Origin of the sequence: Peterkaempfera bronchialis (genome assembly GCF_003258605.2) — a bacterium.
In the GTDB taxonomy this organism is placed as follows: Bacteria; Actinomycetota; Actinomycetes; order Streptomycetales; family Streptomycetaceae; genus Peterkaempfera; species Peterkaempfera bronchialis.
Genome location: NZ_CP031264.1, coordinates 6,825,079 through 6,841,649, shown reverse-complemented (window position 1 = coordinate 6,841,649; position 16,571 = coordinate 6,825,079). Strand labels below are relative to the sequence as shown.

16 protein-coding genes, 1 pseudogene and 1 riboswitch are annotated in these 16,571 nt (G+C 73.3%); of the genes and pseudogenes, 7 read left to right on the top strand and 10 right to left on the bottom strand.

Translation table 11 applies throughout. The features are described from left to right. The first annotated feature begins 55 nt into the window (after positions 1 to 55). Positions 56 to 179: riboswitch (cobalamin riboswitch) on the top strand. A 115-nt stretch (positions 180 to 294) separates the two neighbouring features. Next, a complete protein-coding gene (locus tag C7M71_RS29255; protein WP_111492088.1) occupies positions 295 to 1,707 on the top strand; it encodes a prenyltransferase/squalene oxidase repeat-containing protein in 1,413 nt (470 codons plus the stop codon). Between the two features lie 137 nt (positions 1,708 to 1,844). Continuing rightward, a complete protein-coding gene (locus C7M71_RS29250) occupies positions 1,845 to 2,381 on the top strand; it encodes a hypothetical protein (RefSeq protein WP_229758996.1) in 537 nt (178 codons plus the stop codon). A gap of 62 nt (positions 2,382 to 2,443) precedes the next feature. On the opposite strand, the gene C7M71_RS29245 is transcribed toward C7M71_RS29250, so the two are convergent. Next, on the bottom strand, positions 2,444 to 3,292 hold the full coding sequence (locus C7M71_RS29245) for a siderophore-interacting protein (RefSeq protein ID WP_111492087.1): 849 nt from the start codon (positions 3,290 to 3,292) through the stop codon (positions 2,444 to 2,446). Positions 3,293 to 3,503: 211 nt separating this feature from the next. On the opposite strand from C7M71_RS29245, the gene C7M71_RS29240 reads away from it, so the two are divergent. Then, positions 3,504 to 4,559: a LacI family DNA-binding transcriptional regulator gene (locus C7M71_RS29240; protein ID WP_111492086.1), complete on the top strand. Its 1,056-nt coding sequence runs from the start codon at positions 3,504 to 3,506 to the stop codon at positions 4,557 to 4,559. A 55-nt stretch (positions 4,560 to 4,614) separates the two neighbouring features. Here C7M71_RS29240 and C7M71_RS32365 read toward each other — a convergent pair whose 3' ends face one another. The 3 genes and pseudogenes from C7M71_RS32365 to C7M71_RS29230 form a co-directional block, all read right to left on the bottom strand. Then, entirely contained in the window at positions 4,615 to 4,989 is a 375-nt protein-coding gene (locus C7M71_RS32365; RefSeq protein WP_265737708.1) for a ricin-type beta-trefoil lectin domain protein, read from the bottom strand. A gap of 33 nt (positions 4,990 to 5,022) precedes the next feature. Further along, positions 5,023 to 6,297, bottom strand: a pseudogene (locus tag C7M71_RS29235) (alginate lyase family protein); the annotation flags it as partial. Between the two features lie 224 nt (positions 6,298 to 6,521). After that, the gene (locus C7M71_RS29230) at positions 6,522 to 7,145 is read right to left on the bottom strand and encodes a TetR/AcrR family transcriptional regulator (RefSeq protein WP_111492085.1); all 624 of its coding nucleotides are present in this window, start codon (positions 7,143 to 7,145) and stop codon (positions 6,522 to 6,524) included. Between the two features lie 52 nt (positions 7,146 to 7,197). On the opposite strand from C7M71_RS29230, the gene C7M71_RS29225 reads away from it, so the two are divergent. After that, positions 7,198 to 8,151: a TIGR00730 family Rossman fold protein gene (locus C7M71_RS29225; protein ID WP_111492084.1), complete on the top strand. Its 954-nt coding sequence runs from the start codon at positions 7,198 to 7,200 to the stop codon at positions 8,149 to 8,151. A 130-nt stretch (positions 8,152 to 8,281) separates the two neighbouring features. Here C7M71_RS29225 and C7M71_RS29220 read toward each other — a convergent pair whose 3' ends face one another. Further along, on the bottom strand, positions 8,282 to 9,478 hold the full coding sequence (locus C7M71_RS29220) for an SPFH domain-containing protein (RefSeq protein WP_111492083.1): 1,197 nt from the start codon (positions 9,476 to 9,478) through the stop codon (positions 8,282 to 8,284). Between the two features lie 20 nt (positions 9,479 to 9,498). After that, on the bottom strand, positions 9,499 to 9,723 hold the full coding sequence (locus tag C7M71_RS29215; RefSeq protein WP_111492082.1) for a hypothetical protein: 225 nt from the start codon (positions 9,721 to 9,723) through the stop codon (positions 9,499 to 9,501). 270 nt (positions 9,724 to 9,993) lie between these two features. On the opposite strand from C7M71_RS29215, the gene C7M71_RS29210 reads away from it, so the two are divergent. From C7M71_RS29210 to C7M71_RS29200, 3 genes are all read left to right on the top strand, one after another. Further along, positions 9,994 to 10,851, top strand: coding sequence for a ferritin-like domain-containing protein (locus C7M71_RS29210; RefSeq protein ID WP_111492081.1), 858 nt, complete (start codon positions 9,994 to 9,996; stop codon positions 10,849 to 10,851). Further along, entirely contained in the window at positions 10,848 to 11,465 is a 618-nt protein-coding gene (locus tag C7M71_RS29205; protein ID WP_111492080.1) for a hypothetical protein, read from the top strand. Before C7M71_RS29210 ends, C7M71_RS29205 begins: the two co-directional genes overlap by 4 nt. 288 nt (positions 11,466 to 11,753) lie before the next feature. Beyond that, entirely contained in the window at positions 11,754 to 12,785 is a 1,032-nt protein-coding gene (locus C7M71_RS29200) for an AI-2E family transporter (protein ID WP_407675958.1), read from the top strand. Positions 12,786 to 12,875: 90 nt separating this feature from the next. Here C7M71_RS29200 and C7M71_RS29195 read toward each other — a convergent pair whose 3' ends face one another. The 4 genes from C7M71_RS29195 to C7M71_RS32360 are packed head-to-tail and all read right to left on the bottom strand — an operon-like array spanning position 12,876 to position 16,450. After that, on the bottom strand, positions 12,876 to 14,156 hold the full coding sequence (locus C7M71_RS29195; RefSeq protein ID WP_229758995.1) for a cytochrome P450 family protein: 1,281 nt from the start codon (positions 14,154 to 14,156) through the stop codon (positions 12,876 to 12,878). Further along, complete coding sequence (locus C7M71_RS29190; protein WP_114914631.1) at positions 14,153 to 15,148, bottom strand: amidohydrolase family protein; 996 nt, start codon at positions 15,146 to 15,148, stop codon at positions 14,153 to 14,155. Before C7M71_RS29190 ends, C7M71_RS29195 begins: the two co-directional genes overlap by 4 nt. 43 nt (positions 15,149 to 15,191) lie before the next feature. Then, positions 15,192 to 16,097, bottom strand: coding sequence for an NAD(P)-dependent oxidoreductase (locus C7M71_RS29185; protein ID WP_111490768.1), 906 nt, complete (start codon positions 16,095 to 16,097; stop codon positions 15,192 to 15,194). Beyond that, on the bottom strand, positions 16,094 to 16,450 hold the full coding sequence (locus tag C7M71_RS32360) for an antibiotic biosynthesis monooxygenase family protein (RefSeq protein WP_111490769.1): 357 nt from the start codon (positions 16,448 to 16,450) through the stop codon (positions 16,094 to 16,096). Before C7M71_RS32360 ends, C7M71_RS29185 begins: the two co-directional genes overlap by 4 nt. Positions 16,451 to 16,571: the final 121 nt, after the last annotated feature.

Genomic DNA, 16,571 nt, shown 5'->3' with positions numbered 1-16,571 from the left:
CACACCCGGTTCGGGACGGTCAACGGATCGTCAGCGGGCGGGACGTCCCGCTCGAAAGGCGCTACCGTCTCCGTGTCACCGCGCGGGGGAACCTGGTGGAAGTCCAGGGCTGACGCGCAACGGTGTGAGCGGCGACCGCCGCTTCGAGCCCGAATGCCCGCACGGTGACGCACCATCAGCGGATGCCTGTCCACGCGAGAGGGCGGCGGCCGCCTCGTCGGCGAGGGTGCCGCGGTGAGTCGCGGACGCTTCGGCCCGGGCGCGGTGGACACGTCGCCCAGCCGAGGAGACCCCATGTCCGGCACACTGTCAGGCCGCATACTCGCCGTCGCGCTCTCCCTCGGGATCGGCGCACTCACCCTCACCGCCGTACCCGCCCAGGCCACCTCAAGCGCGGCCCAGATCGCCACCTCCACGACCAACGGCGTGGCCTATCTCACCTCTCTGCAAGGCCCTGACGGCGGGTACGCCGGCGGCGGCCTCTCCAATGAGTGGGCGTTCAGCGCGATGGCCGCCGCCGGAAAGGCCGCCGTCGACGTGGTCCCCGGCGGCGACGCCACCAAGAACGCCCGCACCGTCTACCGCAACCAGCTTGCCGCCCCGACCTGGCCCGGCGCCTCGCCGGTGGTGACCGACTACGAACGCGGCATCCTCAACGCCTATGCGGCGGGGATCGACCCGGCGCGGGTCTCCCCCGGGCAGAACCTGATCGCCCGGGTCGCCTCCTACTGGCAGACCTCCTCCCCCGGCTCCTATGGGCCGCCCGCCAACTTCAACGGCACCGTCTTCGCGCTGCTCGCCCTGGGCGGCGCCAAGACGCAGTCCGGCGTCCAGCGCGTCCCGCAGCGGCTGCTGGACGCCTCGGTCACGGTCGTACGGGCCAACCAGCACAACGACGGCGGCTGGAACTACAGCCAGGCCGCGGGCAACCCGTCCGCCCTCGCCTCGACCAGTGACATCGACATGACCGGCGCCACCATGGCCGCCCTGTGCAGCAGCGGCGTCCCGGCGACCGACGCGTCCGTGGTGGCCGCCAAGAACTTCCTCAAGGGCAAGCTGGTCAACACCTCCGGCGCCTTTACCTCGATGTTCGGCGCCAACAGCGACTCCAACGGCTGGGGCGTCTCGGGCCTCAACGCCTGCGGCATCAACAGCCAGGGCGCCGACTTCACGACCCCCGCCGGCAAGACCCCGGTCGACTTCCTGATCGCCCAGCAGTTCAACCCCGGCGGTGGCTTCCGCTATCTGCCGTCCGACAGCTCGCCCTCCGCCTATTCCTCCATCGACGCCCTGCGCGCCGTCGCCGGCGGCGGCTTCACCGCGCCCCCGCCGATCCCGACCACGGTGGGCGCCCCCCGCTGGGTCGGCGACACGGCGTTCACCAGCGGCACCACCAGCAGCCTGGCCCTGATCGTGGACAGCGGCAGCGGCACCCCCAAGGTCTGCTCGGTGGCCATCACCCCGACGGGCGCCACCAGCACCCTGGGGGCCGTACTCGACGCGGCGACCACCGCGGCCACCCCGAGCGGCTGCGTCACCGGCAGCGCCCCGTCCTCCGGCAGCGGCCAGGTCACCGCCGTCAACGGCCTGGCCAACAGCGGCAGTTCGACCTGGCAGGTCAGCATCGACGGGGCCGCGTCGGCAGCGGCCGCCCGTGGCACCACCGTGCACCTCGGCGACACGATCACGCTGCGTTACGGCAGCTGAGCCGCGCCCCGGGCGCCGGGCGGTGCCTGCCCCCACGGCAGGCGCCGACCGGCGCCGCCGCCCTCCTCGACGTAGCGTGGACGGAGCGGTGCCCCTGACCGGGGTGCGGCCACGGACGCAGCGGAACGGAGGGCGCCATGCCGGACGTGGAGGCGCAGCAGCAGACCGGGGACGGCGGGCGGCGTCCGCCGCGCCTGACCGAGCGCTGGGCGGCGACACTGCGTGAGCACACCACGCCCACCCAGCGGTCGCTACTGGTCACCTGGGTCGCGTTCGGAACGACCTTCGGCACGGTGCGGCTGATCACACACGGTATCCGTGGTGGCTGGCTGCCCTGGGGCAATGTCTCGATGGGCGGGACCCATCTGCACCACTACAACCTGGGCATCGGCACCCTGGCCGGGGTCGGCATGGTGGCCGTCCGGGGCGACGCCCAGTACATCGGCCATCCCGCCGTGGCCGCCGCCTATGGCGCGGGGGCAGCGCTGATCGCCGACGAGTTCGCGCTGCTGCTGGACCTCCAGGACGTCTACTGGGCCAAGCAGGGCCGGATCAGCGTCGATGTGTCGTTCGGCGTCATGTCCGTCCTCGGGCTCTACCTCACCGCCGTCCCGTTCTGGCACGAGCTGGCCAGGGTCACCGGCCGCCACGCCCGCGAACGCCTCGGCCGCTGAGCCGGGCGCCCGGAGCGGGCGCCCGGCCCACGGCGGCGGGGGCGGTCAGGCGACGGTGGCGGTCAGGCGACGGGCGCGGCCTCCTGCTCGGCCTCGACCTGGGCGTTCCACACGCGCTTGGACGCCTGCCAGCCGTCCTCGTCGTGCCCCAGCCGCCAGTAGCCGGAGATCGAGAGCTGCTGGCGCGGGATGTCCCGCTCGATCCGCAGATGGCGACGGAGCTCCTTCACCAACCCCGCCTCCCCGTGCACAAACGCCTGCACCCGGCCCGGGGGGAACTCCAGCGCGCGGACGGCCTCCACCAGGGCGGCGCCGACCGGGGCGGCGCCACGGTGCAGCCACACCACCCGGGCGCCCTCGGGGGCGGTCAGCTCCTGCTGCTCCGCCGCGTCCTGGACCTCGATGAAGGCCCATACGGGGGCGCCGGCCGGGACCCGCTCCAGGGAGGCGGCGATGGCGGGCAGGGCGCTCTCGTCACCGGCGAACAGGTGCCAGTCAGCCCACTCCTCGGGCAGATAGGCGCCACCGGGGCCGAGGAAGAGCACCGTGTCCCCCGGCTGGGCTCCGGCCGCCCAGGGTCCGGCCAGGCCCTCGTCGCCGTGGACGACGAAGTCGACCGTCAGCTCGCGGGCCTCCTCGTCCCAGCCGCGCACGGTGTAGGTACGGGAGGTGGGCCACTGGTCGCGCGGCAGGTCGCGGCGGATCACCTCCAGGTCGAAGGGCTCGGGGTAGCGCACGTCCGGGACGGGGAAGAGGATCTTGATGTAGTGGTCGCTCCACTCCCCCGCCCGGAACTCCGCCAGACCCTCACCCCCCAGGACGATGCGCACCATGTGCGGGGTCAGGCGCTGCTTCTGCACCACCTGTGCGCGGTGGACATGGGACTTTCTGCGGTTGGGCCTGTCGGACACGGGAATCTCCTCGCTCATGGCCGGGCGGCCGGACGCTGGTAAGGCGAGCCTAACTTTACTCGACCGCCCACCGCGACACCCATGCCCGGCCGCCTTCCGTGAGCCGCAGCACGCCATGCCGTGCCGCCGCGCACTCGCGGTACGGAGGGGTCCGGACCCGTCGGTACCCGGCGGGGTCCGGACTGCCGTGCCCACCCGGTATAAAGGCGGGATGACGGCGGATCCCTCGGGCATGGCCCGACCTGCGACCCTGGAGGACGTCGCCCGCGTCGCGGGGGTCTCCCGGGCCACCGTGTCCCGGGTGGTCAACGGCGCGCACACGGTGGACCCCCGGCTGCGGAGCGCCGTCGAGCAGGCGGTCTCCCAGACCGGGTACGTGCCCAACCGGGCGGCCCGCTCGCTGGTGACCCGGCGGGCCGACTCGGTCGCACTGGTGGTCTCGGAGCGGGAGCGGCGGGCGGTCCACGACCCGTTCATCGGGCGGATGTTCACCGATCCGTACTTCGGCCGGGTGGTCAGCGGGCTGCTGGAGGTGCTGCGGCCGTCCGGGGTGCAGCTGATGCTGATGCTGGCCGACGACGCCGCCTCCCGGGACCAGCTGGTCGGCTATCTGCGGCAGGGCCATGCCGACGGTGTGGTGCTGATCTCGTCGCACTCCGCCGATCCGCTGCCGGAGATGCTGACCCGGGCGCGGCTGCCGGCGGTGCTGGCCGCTCGCCCGGCGGACCCGGGGCCGCCGATCGCCCATGTCGACATCGACCAGCACGCCGGCGCCGGTCTGGCCGCCGACCGCCTCGCGGCCCTGGGACGGACCCGGATCGGCACCGTCTCCGGCCCGCTGGACATGCCCGCCGGGCGCGACCGGCTGGAGGGTTTCCGGGACGCCCTGGCGGCGCACGGCATCCATGAGGTGGCGGCCGTGGAGGGGGACTTCACCCAGGCGGGCGGGGCTGCGGCGATGCGGCGGCTGCTGGCCGAACGGCCCGACCTCGACGGCCTCTTCGTCGCCTCGGACCTGATGGCGCTGGGGGCGCTGCCCGTGCTCTACCGGGCGGGCAAGCGGCTGCCCGAGGATGTCGCCGTGGTCGGCTTCGACGACAGCAGCGCCGCGCTGGCCTGCGATCCGCCGCTGACCACGGTGCGGCAGCCGGTGGAGGAGATGGCCGCCGAGATGGCCCGGCTGCTGCTGCGGCAGATCGGCGAGCCCGGCAGGACGGTCCCCTCGGTGATCTTCCGAGCGGAGCTGGTGGCACGTCAATCCGCTTAGCCGCCTGCGCCGCCGGGGCCCGCCGCCCGATGGGCTGCGGGCCCCGGGGGCGTGTTCAGGAGGTCGGCAGCGTCCACTTCTGGTTGGCGCTGCCGGCGCAGTCCCAGAGCTGGAGGCGGGTGCCGTTGTCGGAGCTGGGGCCGGTGGCGTCCAGGCAGCGGCCGGACTGCGGGTTCAGCAGGCTGCCGCCGGAGCCCGGCTGCCACTTCTGGGAGCCGGTGCCATTGCAGTCGTAGAGCTGCACCTTGGAGCCGTTGGCGGTTCCGGCGCTGGTGACGTCCATGCACTTGCCGAGCGCCTGGAGGGAGCCGTCGGCGGCGACCGTCCACTGCTGGGCGGTGGTGCCGTTGCAGTCGTAGAGCTGGACGGCGGTGCCGTTGGCGGTCCCGCCGGCGGCCACATCGACGCACTTGGAGCCATAGCCGGTGATCCGGCCCTGCGGCTGGGCGGTACCGCCGCCGCCGGGGTCACCGGCGTGGGTGAGGGTCTCCCAGGCGACAAACAGGTTGTTGCTGCCGGCCGGCCGCTGCTGCTCGGTGAGCTGCTGGGTGTTGTCCATGGCGTAGCCGAGGCGGTTGTGCAGGGCGTTGAAGCCGACCTCGGTGATCGGCCCGAGGCCGAGTTCGAGGTGCCCGCCGCAGAGCCAGGAGGGCACGGCGGCACCGAGCTGGTACTTGGACTGGAAGCCCAGCGCCTGCCGCAGCCGCTCACCGACCTGGGGGTAGAGGTCCTGGCCCTGGATGCGGGAGGTCTCGGCCACATGCGAGATGGCGGAGATGCCGTAGCCGGTGTGGGTGAAGTCCCGGCAGGTCTCCTGGGTGAGGCCGGTGACAAAGGTGGACTGGCCCTGCCAGTTGCTGATGATCTTGGCGCTGGTGTCCAGGCCGCTGCCGGGCACGGTCCTGGGGAGGGCGCCGTCGGTCTCCAGGTAGACATAGGCCTGGACCCGGTTGAGGTAGCGGGTGACGGACTTGTCGTAGCTGGTGCGGTCGTTGAGGTAGACGGAGATGGAGACGGCGGCCTCCATCATGGACAGCTCCCAGTTGCCGTTGCTGTTGGAGCCGTTGATGACCTGCGGAAGGTAGACGTTCCGCAGCATCGTCCCAAAGCGGTCGGCGCCCGACCAGCCGCTGTAGGTGTAGCGGATGATCTCCGCCGCCCGGGGCCAGACCGAGCCGGCCCAGCCGGTCTGGAGCGGGGCGTTGCTGTTGGTGTGCGAGGTGATGGTGGCGGACCAGGCGTCCATGATCTGGACGGCCTTCTCCGCGTACCGGCTGTCGCGGGTGACGTACCAGGCGAGCGCGTCGGTGTACGCGGCGATGGCGTCCTCCCGCTCGTCGCTGCACCCGTTGTTGGGGTTGGAGTACGAGCCGCACTCGACCACCGCGCGGGGCTTGGGCGTGCGCGACAGCGAGGCATAGCTGCTGGCGAGCATCTGGTCGTAGGCGCGCTTCCAGGGCTGGGCTCCGGCCTGGACCTTGCCGCGCAGGAAGTCGAGCTGCGACTGGCCGACCAGGACGCCGGGGTGGACAAAGGCGGCCGGGGCTGCGGCGGCCACGGGCTGCGCGGCGGCGGGGGTCGGGGCGGCGGGGGTCGGGGCGGGCTTCGCTGCCGAGGCGGACCCGTTGACCACCGCCACGGTGAGGGCGGTGGTCAGCGCGCCGGCGAGCAGGGCGGCGCCTCGCCTGCGCCGACGAGGGGTGCGCCCCGGCGCGGCGGACAGGGGTGTCTGAGACATGGAGGGCATGCCTTTCCGGGCACGGACCATCACCCTCGTTCAGGGATATGAACTCGGGATACCTATGTGACGTCCGGTTAGGCGACGACGGTAGGTCTAGACCATGTCCACGTCAAGCCCTGCGGGAATGGACGGAACTCCGCCCCTATGCACGCGCCATGCGGCAGAACGGTTCACCCGCAGGTCACCTGACGCTGGATCAGGTACAGCCGATCAGAGGCCGATCAGAGGCCGAGCAGCCGCAGCAGCCGATGCGGCAGGTCGCGGTCGATGGGCAGCCCCGTGACGAGCTGCCGGTAGAAGACGGCTCCCGCCAGGGCGTCCATGAAGAGGTCGACATCGGTGTCGGCGGGCAGGTCGCCTCGGGCGATGCCACGGTGCAGGAGCGTGGCGCAGTTGGCCCGGCGCTCGGTGAGGAAGGCTGCGCGGAAGGCGTCCAGCGCGCCGGGGCGGCCGGCCAGGTCGGCGATCAGGGCGGGCATCGCGGCGCCCGCCGGGGTGGCCGTGTAGTTGGCGATGGTGCCCTCCAGCCAGGCCGCCAGGTCGCCCCTGGTGGTGCCGGTGTCGGGTACCGGGCCGGCGTCCAGCCGGGAGGCCAGCGCATCGGCGACCAGGGCGGCCTTGTCCGGCCACCACCGGTACAGGGTGCTCTTGTGCACACGCGACGCGGCGGCCACGCCTTCCACCGTCACCCTGCCGTAGCCGGCCTCGGCGAGCAGCGCGAGTGTGGCGTCCAGCACCCGTTCCCGGCCGCGCGGTCCGGCCGCGGGCCGGTCGGCACGGGAGGAGGCGGGGGCCGGGCCGGTGCGGGGCTCGTGGGGTGCGGCGGAGGGCGGAGGCGCGGTCACGCCTGTAAGTTTGCCACAATGCGACGCGACGTCGCGTCGCACTGGAGGGTCTATGCAGATCGCTGTCTTCGCCGGTTCCGCCCCCGGGCACCACCCCGGCCATGCCGCGCTGGCCGCCGCCCTGGGCACCACCCTGGCCCGGCACGGGATCGGCCTGGTCTACGGCGGCGGCCGGGTGGGGCTCATGGGAACCCTGGCCGACGCCGCGCTCGCCGCCGGCGGGCAGGTGCACGGGGTGATGCCCCGCGCGCTGGTGGAGAAGGAGATCGCCCACCGGGGCCTGACCCGCCTGGAGGTGGTCGAGGACATGCACCGCCGCAAGGCCGCCATGGCCGCGGCCGCAGACGCCTTTGTCGCCCTCCCCGGCGGCGCCGGCACCCTTGAGGAGCTGTTCGAGGCATGGACCTGGCAGCAGCTCGGCCTGCACACCAAACCGGTCGCCCTGCTCGGCCCGCCCGGCTTCTGGGACCCCCTGCTCACCCTGGCCGACCACCTGGTCACCAGCGGCTTCCTGCGCCCCGCCCACCGCGACCTGATCAGCACGGACGACCCGGAGACCCTGCTGCGGGCGCTGGCCGCCTGGCAGCCGCCCGCCCCCAAGTGGGACACCCCGGCTGCGGAGGCGGTGCTGGACTCGGTGGCCTGGGTCTGCGTACGCGACGGCCGGCTGCTGGCCGTACGCACCCGGGGCAAGGACGCCTTCTACCTGCCCGGCGGCAAACCCGAGCCCGGCGAGACCGCCCCCCGGGCCCTCGTCCGCGAACTCGCCGAAGAGCTCGGGCTGCGCTGCGCGCCCGAGGACCTGACCGCCCTGCGGACCGTGCACGACGTGGCCCACGGCCGCCCCGGGACGCGGCTGCGGATGCACTGCTACACCGGCCCCGTCCAGGGGACCCCGCGCCCCGCCGCCGAGATCGCCGAACTGGCCTGGCTCACCGCCTCCGACAGCCACCGCTGCGCCCCGGCGGTCCGGCAGCTGATGGCCCAGCTCGACCTCGCCCCCTGAGCCCCCTGAGTCCCCTGAGTCCCCTGAGTTCCCTGACCGGGGCCGCCGCCGAGGCAGGGGCAGGCCCCCGGCGGTGCCGGGGGCCTGCCCGGGGACGCGGTGCCCCGGCTCGGTTCAGGCGGGATCCGGTTCAGGCGGCCTGGGGTCCCGGCTCCTGGCCGCGCCGGTACGCCTGCCGGTATCCGACCGACGGGCTCTTCTTCAGGGTGTCCAGGATGGCCATGCCCTGCCCGACGATGCCCGCCGCGACATCGTTGACACCGTCGGTGCCGTTGAGGACGGTCAGGGTGGACCCGGCGATCCCGCGCGCGGCGGCGTCGGCCAGGAGCGGCAGGTTCTCCACGATCCGGTTGGCCGCGATGAGCTCCTGGTTGCCGTCCCGCAGCGAGGCGGCGCGGGCGTTGTTGGCGTCGGCCTCGGCCTGGGCGAGCGTCCGCTGCGCATAGGCGCTGCCGTCCGCCTCGTACTTGGCCTGGTCGCGGTGGGCCTCGGCCAGCGTGCGCTGCCGGTACGCCTCGGCGTCGGCGGGGCGCCGGACCTCCGCCTCCAGCCGCTGCGCGGCCAGCGACGCCTGGCGCTGGGCGAGCGCCGTCTGCTCCTCGATGACCTCTTGCGAGGCCCTGGCCTGGGCCAGCGGGCCCGCCTGCGCGGCGCGCGCGTTGGACTGCTCGGTCTCGGCCTGGAAGCCCGCCCGCTTGACCGCGGTGTCCCGCTCGTACGCGGCCTTGAGCGCGGCGGCCTGCTGTTCGCGTTCGGCGGCTTCCTGGTCGGCCCTGGCCTGGGCGATCCGGGCCTGGCTGGCGACGGCGGCGGCGTGCGGGGCCGCCAGGTTGTCGATGTAGCCGGTGGCGTCCTCGATCTCCTGGATCTGCATGGCGTCCACCACGATGCCCAGCTTCTCCATCTCGCTGTGGCTGCCCTCCTTCACCTCCTGCGCCACCCGGTCGCGTTCCCGGATGATCTGCTCCACGGTCAGGCCGCCGATGATGGAGCGCAGATGCCCGGCGAAGATGCGGCCCACCAGCTCCTCCATGCGGTTCTGCTCGGACAGGAAGCGGCGGGCCGCGTTGGCGATGGAGACCACGTCGTCGCCGACCTTGAACACGGCGACGGCGCGGACGTTGAGGCGGATGCCCTGCTGGGTCACGCAGTCCTCGGTGATCTCCGCCTCCCGCAGGGCCAGCGAGAGCATCCGGGCCTTCTGCTTGATCGGGAGGACGAAGCTGCCGTGCCCGGTGACGATACGGAACTGGGTGTCCTGTGCCTGCCGCTTGGAGCCGGAGATCAGCATCGCCTCGTTGGGGGCGGGAACATGCCAGAACAACATGGGGGGCTCCTTTCGCGCGTCTAAGGGGTGGGAAAGGGCTGGACGACCACGGAGCGTGCCGAGGTGCAGTCGACCACGATGACGCGTACATGCTTGGCAATGGGGGTCTCGGACCAGGCGGCGAACGCCTCGGTCCCGCCGCGCACCGCCAGAAGCACCTCGCCCGGACCGTCCGGCGGGATCGGGACGGTCACCCGGCCGATGGCCCCGATCGGACTCTGCTCCGCGTCGTCTGCTGCGCCCATACAGTCTTCCTGCCCGGTTCCGCAGCGGTGCAGCACCATGGGAACGTCGGAGGGCGCCGGTGGCCTGCCCACGGGGCGCCCTCGCCTCTCCCAAGGTACTCCGGAGGCCGGTGCGGTCAGGCCCTGCCTGTCCCCCGATATTGGCCCGATCGACGGAACGAACTATGAGTCGACTATTCCAATCCCCGATCCCCCTCCCCCGCCGTGCGACCGTGCGACGGAAGGGCCCGGATCCCCTCCGGGCCGGCCGACACGGACAGAGGGACGGACATGCCCCAGTCGAGCTCTCCAGGCGTGGTGCCGGAGGCGAACGCGGCAGCACAGGACGACTCCGCACGCGGCAGGAAACTGGACATCCGTGACCGCCGGGATCTGCACGAGGCCTTGCAGGCGGCACTGGCCCTGGAACACGCCACGGTCCCGGCCTATCTGTATGCGCTCTTCTCCCTCAAGCGCGGCCGGAACAGGGAGGTGGCCCGGATCATCCGCAGCGTGGTGATCCAGGAGATGCTCCACATGGCGCTGGTGGGCAACATCCTCAACGCCGTCGGGGCCACCCCCCGGATCGCCTCACCGCGCTTCGTCCCGCACTACCCCGGCCGGCTGCCGGGAGATGTGCTGCCCCAGCTGACGGTCTCGCTGCGGCGCTGCTCCATCGAGCATGTACGGGACGTGTTCATGACCATCGAGCACCCCCACGTCCCCGTCGACCTGGCCGGACGGCGTGCCCTCGCCGCCCTGGAGGCCCACGACATCCGCCTGTCGGACCACGGAGAGATCCAGAACGCCACCGCCGACGTCCTGGACGCCCCTCGGGACTTCTTCCAGAAGGCCGTCTACGACGAGCACACCATCGGCTGGTTCTACCAGAAGATCGCAGCCGCCATCATCCACTTGGACAGCCGCGAGCACCTCTTCACCGGCGATCCCGCCCGCCAGGTCAGCTGGCGCGGCGCCCCGGGCCGGCTGTACCGGGTGACCAATGCGTCGACCGCCCTCTGGGCCATCCTGGAGATCGTCCGCCAGGGCGAGGGCACGCCCACCGACCCGACCACCGGACCGCTGGCCCCGGTGCGGGCCGCCTCCGACACCCGTCCGGCCAACCTCGCTTCGGGAAGCACCTCATGAGCACAGAGATCAGCCGCCGCACCGCCCTGGAAGCCGCCGCCGCACTCGCCGTGCCGGTGGTGGCCGCCACGGCCGGGACCGCCCACGCCGACGACTGCGACCACCCGACCCACGGGGCGGGTGGCGGCGGCGCCGGTGCCGGCGCCGCCGAGGCGTCCAAGGCGTCGGAGGCGTCCGAGGCGGCGGCCACCGGGTCCGAGGAGCTGGCCCACTACTACCGCTTCGAGGAGATCGTCAGGGGCCGCCGCATGGTGCAGCGCGGCGACCGGTGGCGGTTCGAGGGGCCCCGGATCGCCTTCGACCCGGACGGCGTCCATCCGGTGGTCGACGACCCGGACACCACGCGCCTGCCGCAGGGCTCCCGGGAGCGGGCGCTGTCGGAGGCGTGCGACCAGGCGTACACCGAGGTGCTGCTCGCCCTCCAGCGCGTCTTCGACGGACATCCGCACGAGCTCAGGCGCGCGGAGCGGCTGATGTTCCACCTGGAGAAGCAGGCGCACCGGCTGGTGGAGACCCCCCATCCGGCCGGCGGGCGCAAGGTGCTCGGTCCCGCGTTCCGGCTGCACCTCGCCGCGTCCGACCGGCACGACGGCAGGTCCGGCGACGAGGACTGACCCGCCGCACCGGAGCGGGAGGCAGAGAGCGATGGCGCCCAGGTGAGCAGCAGGGCCCCCGACCCTCGGCGGCAGCCGGACCGGGGGCAGCCGGACCGGGGACAGCCGGGCGCAGGACGGCCGGGCAGGGGACGGCCAGGCGGGGCACGGCCGGGCAGGGGACGGGCGGACCGCCGCGCGGTGCGGGTCGGGCGGCCGACCCGCACCACGGGGGCGGTGCGCCGGGCCCGGTCGGCCGCAGCCGGCCGGGGCGGTCCCCGGTGGGACGGCGACCCGGTGCATTCGGGGTTGCGCAGTGCCGCGTCATACGCCTGGCGGCTGCTGGCGGTGGGCGCTGTCGTCTATGTGGCCTTCATGGTCCTGGGGCGCTTCCAGCTGATCGCCATCGCGGTGTTCCTCGCCCTGGTGGTGACGTCGGTGCTGCGCCCGGTGACCGAACTGCTGGTGCGGTGGCTGCCCCGGGCGCTGGCGGTGGCGGTGGCGGTGGTGGGCAGCCTGCTGCTGCTCCTGGCCCTGCTGGCGCTGGTGGGCGGCTCGGTGGCAGGGGAGTCCCATCGGCTCGCCACCGAGTTCAGCGGCGGGGTGGAGCAGATCCGGCGCTGGCTGGAGGGGCCGCCGCTGCGGATCGCGCACAACACGCTGACCGGGTTGCAGGGGAAGATCACCTCATTTCTCACCTCCCACCGCGCCACACTGATCAGCAGTGCCCTCAGCGGCGCCAGCCGGGCTGTCGAGGTGGTGACCGGGGCGGCGCTGGCGCTGTTCTGCTCCCTCTTCTTCGTCTACTCGGGCGGCCGGTTCTGGAGCTGGTTCCTGACGCAGATCCCCGAGTCCGCCCGCTCGCCGTGGGACCTGGCGGGCCGGGCTGCCTGGAACACCTTCGCCGGGTACACCCGGGGCATCATCATCGTGGCCGCCACCAACGCCGTACTGGTCGGCATCGCGCTGACGGTGCTGCGGGTGCCCCTGGCGCTGCCGCTGACGCTGCTGGAGTTCTTCGCCGCGTTCATCCCGCTGATCGGGTCGCCCATCGCGCTGTCGGTGGCCACGGTGGTGGCACTGGCGGGACGGGGGCCGATCACCGCCGCGATCGTGGTGGTGCTGATCGTGGTCGTCGGCGAGATCGAGGGGCATGTGCTGCAACCGCTGGTGATGAGCTGGGCGGTGCGGCTCCACCCGGTGGTGGTCGCCGTGTCGGTGATCGCGGGCAGCATCGTCGGCGGGGTGATCGGCGCGGTGGTGGCGGTGCCCATGGTCTCGGTCGCCTGGTCGGTGGTCGGCGCACTGCGCTCCCGCCCCCCGGCGGCGCGGCGGCCCTGAACCCGCCCGGACAGGCGCGACCCGGGTCCGGGACCGTCCCGAGGGACGGCCCGGACCCGGGCGGCGGGCGTCAGTCGGCGTCAGCGGGCGTCAGTCGGCGGTGGCGCCCGGCGGGTCCAGGACCACCGGGAGTTCCGCCAGGCCGCGAAAGGCCGGGAACGGCACGGTGAGCCAGGACGCCTCGGCCCCGGGGACTGCCGGGGCCACCCTCGGGAAGCGGTCCAGCAGGGCGCTCAGCGCGATCTGCGTCTCCAGCCTGGCCAGCGCCGCGCCCAGGCAGTAGTGCGGGCCGTGACCCAATCCGAGGTGGGCGCTCTGGAGGTTCTCCTCGCGCGTCACATCGAACCGGTCGGGCTCGCTGAACCGCAGAGCGTCGCGGTTGGCCGAGCTGAGCGCGATCTGGACCAGGGCACCGGCCGGGATGACCGTCCCGCCGAGCGGGATGTCCTCGGTGGCGTACCGGAAGGTCGCGCTCTCCACCGATCCGTCGAACCGCAGCACCTCCTCCACCGCCCGCTCGACCAGCTCGGGCCGCTCCCGGACGGCGCGGAGCTGCGCCGGGTGGGCGAGCAGGTGGTGGAGGGCGTTGCCGATCAGATAGGCCGTGGTCTTGTGGCCGGCGAAGAGCAGCAGAAACGCCGTGGAGACCAGTTCCCGCCCGGTGAGGCCGCCGTCCTGGTCCTGCGTCGCGGTGAGGGCGCTGAGCAGGTCGTCGCCGGGGTCGCGCCCCTTGCGTGCGACGAGGTCCGTGAAGTACGCGTGCAGATTCTCCTCGGCCTGCTGCTGGGCCCGCTTGGACTCGGCGTCGAACCCGGTGTGCGCCACGGTGGTGGACCAGCTCCGCACGTCGTCCCGGTCGGCCGGGGGCACGCCGAGCAGCTCGCAGATGACGATGACGGGCAGCGGGAAGGCGTAGGCGGGCAGCAGGTCGACCGGTTCGCGGGTGGGGCACTCGTCCAGCAGGTCGGCGGCGATCTGCCGGATGTGCGGGCGTAGCCCCTCCACCCGGTGCGGGGTGAAGGCGGAGTTGACGACTCTGCGCAGTCGGCTGTGCTTGGGCGGGTCGGCGTTGAGCATATTGTCGTCGATCGCCACCGAGGAGTCGCCGAAGATCCTCCGGTAGGAGTCCATCGCCCCGTACATGTCCTTGCTCAGGCGGGGGTCCGTCAGGGCGGTGCGGGCGTCCTCGTACCGGGTGACCAGGTACGTGGGGATGCCGTGCGGCGGGCGCAGCGGGCAGACGGGGGCCTCGTCGCGCAGCCGGGCGTAGACGGGGTGCGGGTTGCGGCGGAACTCCGGGGTGCAGCGCGAGGCTTCGGACGCCGGGTCCAGGTCGGTGGCCTCGGCGGTCCGGGTGTCGGCGGTGGTCACGGCCGCCTCCTCAGGTCGAAGAGCGCTTCGGCGTTCCCGCCAAGGATGCGCTGCTGGGCCTCCTGGTCGATCGGAAGCTTCTCGATCATCCGCAGGTGGTCCTCCAGGGGGGAGGCGAGCGGCGGGGAGTCGGTGCCGAGCAGCATCCGGTCCGGGCCCAGCACCTCGGCGTTGAGGCGCAGATGGGCGGCGCTGGTGGTGCTGGTGTCGACGTACAGGCGCCGCAGGGCCGCGCCCGGGTCGGCCGTCACGGAGGGCGGGCGCTCGCCGGTGGGCGGGTGCTCGCGGGTCGGCGGGCGCTCGCCGGGGCCGGCGGCGGCGGGGGCCCAGTGCCGGGGGCGGGCGGCCGTCTGCAACCGCTCGGGCAGCAGGGCCAGCGCGCCGCCGCCGGTCGCCCCGATCAGCCGGAGGCCGGGGTACTTGTCCAGCCACCCCGCGAACGCGATCATGGCCAGGCCGCTGGTGAGGTCGCCGAACCGGCCGATCTGCTCGACGAAGCCGAAGTCGGTGACCCGCTCCGTCCCGGCCGGTTCCGCCGGGGCGTGGACCAGGACCGGTACGGCGGCCTCGGCGGCCAGCGCGAAGAAGGAGTCGGCCCGGGGGGAGCCGAGCAGTTCGCCGTGGACGCTGGAGGTGGTGATCAGCCCGACGAACGCGGGGTCGGCGAGGGTCTGCCGGACCCCTTCGAGGTGGTCGTCGTCGCCGAACGGATTGGCGTACACATAGCCGCGCAGTTGGTCCGGGAAGGTACCGATCAACCCGGACATCCAGGCGTGGAAGGCGCGCAGCCGGTCCCGGGGCTGGGCGTAGTTGTCGACGCCGGGGACGCGGGCCATCGCGCCCGCGCCGACCGGGCTGCCGATGATGGTGAGGTCGATCCCGGCCTGGGCGCGGGCGGCGAGCATGCCGTCGACGTCGGTGAGGCTCGGCGGCATCGGGAATCGGCGGGCTGCCTCGGGCGGGGAGAGATGCCCGTGGATGTCGATGATCATGTGTCGGTCCCTGGGTTCGGGGCGGGGTTTCGGTGGGTCGGCCTCACGATCGGACGGCCGCCAGGTCCGGCGTGGCGCCCAGCGCATGGACGACGGCGGTGCAGTCGTCGCCGCCCCGGCCCTGTTCGACGGCGCGGCCATGGGTGTCGGCGGCGGCGTCGACAAGCGGCAGCCGCACCCCGGCCGCCGAGCCCTCCGCTGCGGCGAGGGCGAGGTCCTTGGCCATCAGCCGGAGTCGGAAGTCGGGCTGGCCGAACCGCCCGGCCGCCAGGCGGCGGGACTTGAAGGCCATGACCGGGGAGGCGAAGCCGCTGCCGGCGATGGTGCTGAGGACCAGTTGGCGGTCCAGCCCCAGGGCGGCGCCCAGTTCGGCGGCCTCGGCCAGCGCCTGCACCTCGATGCCCATGAGCAGGTTGAGCAGCAGCTTCATCCGCATGCCGGAGCCGGGGCCGCCGAGGTGCACCACCTCCCTGCCCAGCAGGTCCAGCAGCGGTCGCCCGGCGTTGAACGCCTGCTGCCCGCCGCCCACATAGAGGCGCAGCTCGCCGGTGCGGGCGTGCTCCCGGTTGCCGAGCATGCCGACGTCGAGGACGGACCCGGTGGTGGACTCCGCGATGCGGACCACGTCGCCGGGGGCGACCGTGCTGGCGCAGACCAGGCATCCGGGGTACGGCCCCTCGGCGAGGACGCCACCGGGCCCGTGCAGCACGGCGGCCAGGGCGTCGCCGTCCGCGACGGTGCAGATGGCGGCGCTGGTGCCGGCGGTGGCCTCGGCCGGGTGGGCGGCGGCGACGGCGCCCGCGTCGGTGAGGGGGGCGGTGCGCTCGGCGGTGCGGTTCCACACCCGGACCGGGACGCCCTGGTCGAGCAGGCGGGCCGCCAGGCTGCTGCCCATCGCGCCGAGGCCGAGCACGGCGACGGGTCCTTCGAAGCGTTTCGCCTCGGTCATCGCCGCCCTCCCGCCGCCGGGTCCGGGGTCTCCTCGACCACCCGGAAGCGCAGGGATTCGGCCTTCTCGATCCAGGCGCCCATCGGCGCGACCAGGGCGCGGTGCTCCTCGCTCTGCTGCCAGGCGAAGAAGTGCTCCGGGGTCTCCCATTCGCTGGTGATCACCCACTGCCGGGAGTCGTCGACGGGGGCGCCGAGTTGGTCGAGGATGTGCCCGGGGACGTCGGCGACGGAATGCCGGATGCTCTCGTAGGCGCTGAGGAAACCCTCTCGGCCACCTTCCGCGAGGCGAATCAGGAAAAGCACGCGCAACTTTTCGTGCGTGCGGGGTCGGCCGTACTGCACTGTGGTCACGTCTCCTCCACCGTTTGTGCGGCATGGGGATTCCCCGAGTCGCAGGACTGGGGCCCGGTAGGAGCGGCCGCGGATCCGAGAGGGCCCGCACCCGGGCCGTTCAAGTGGCTCCGGAGTCCAG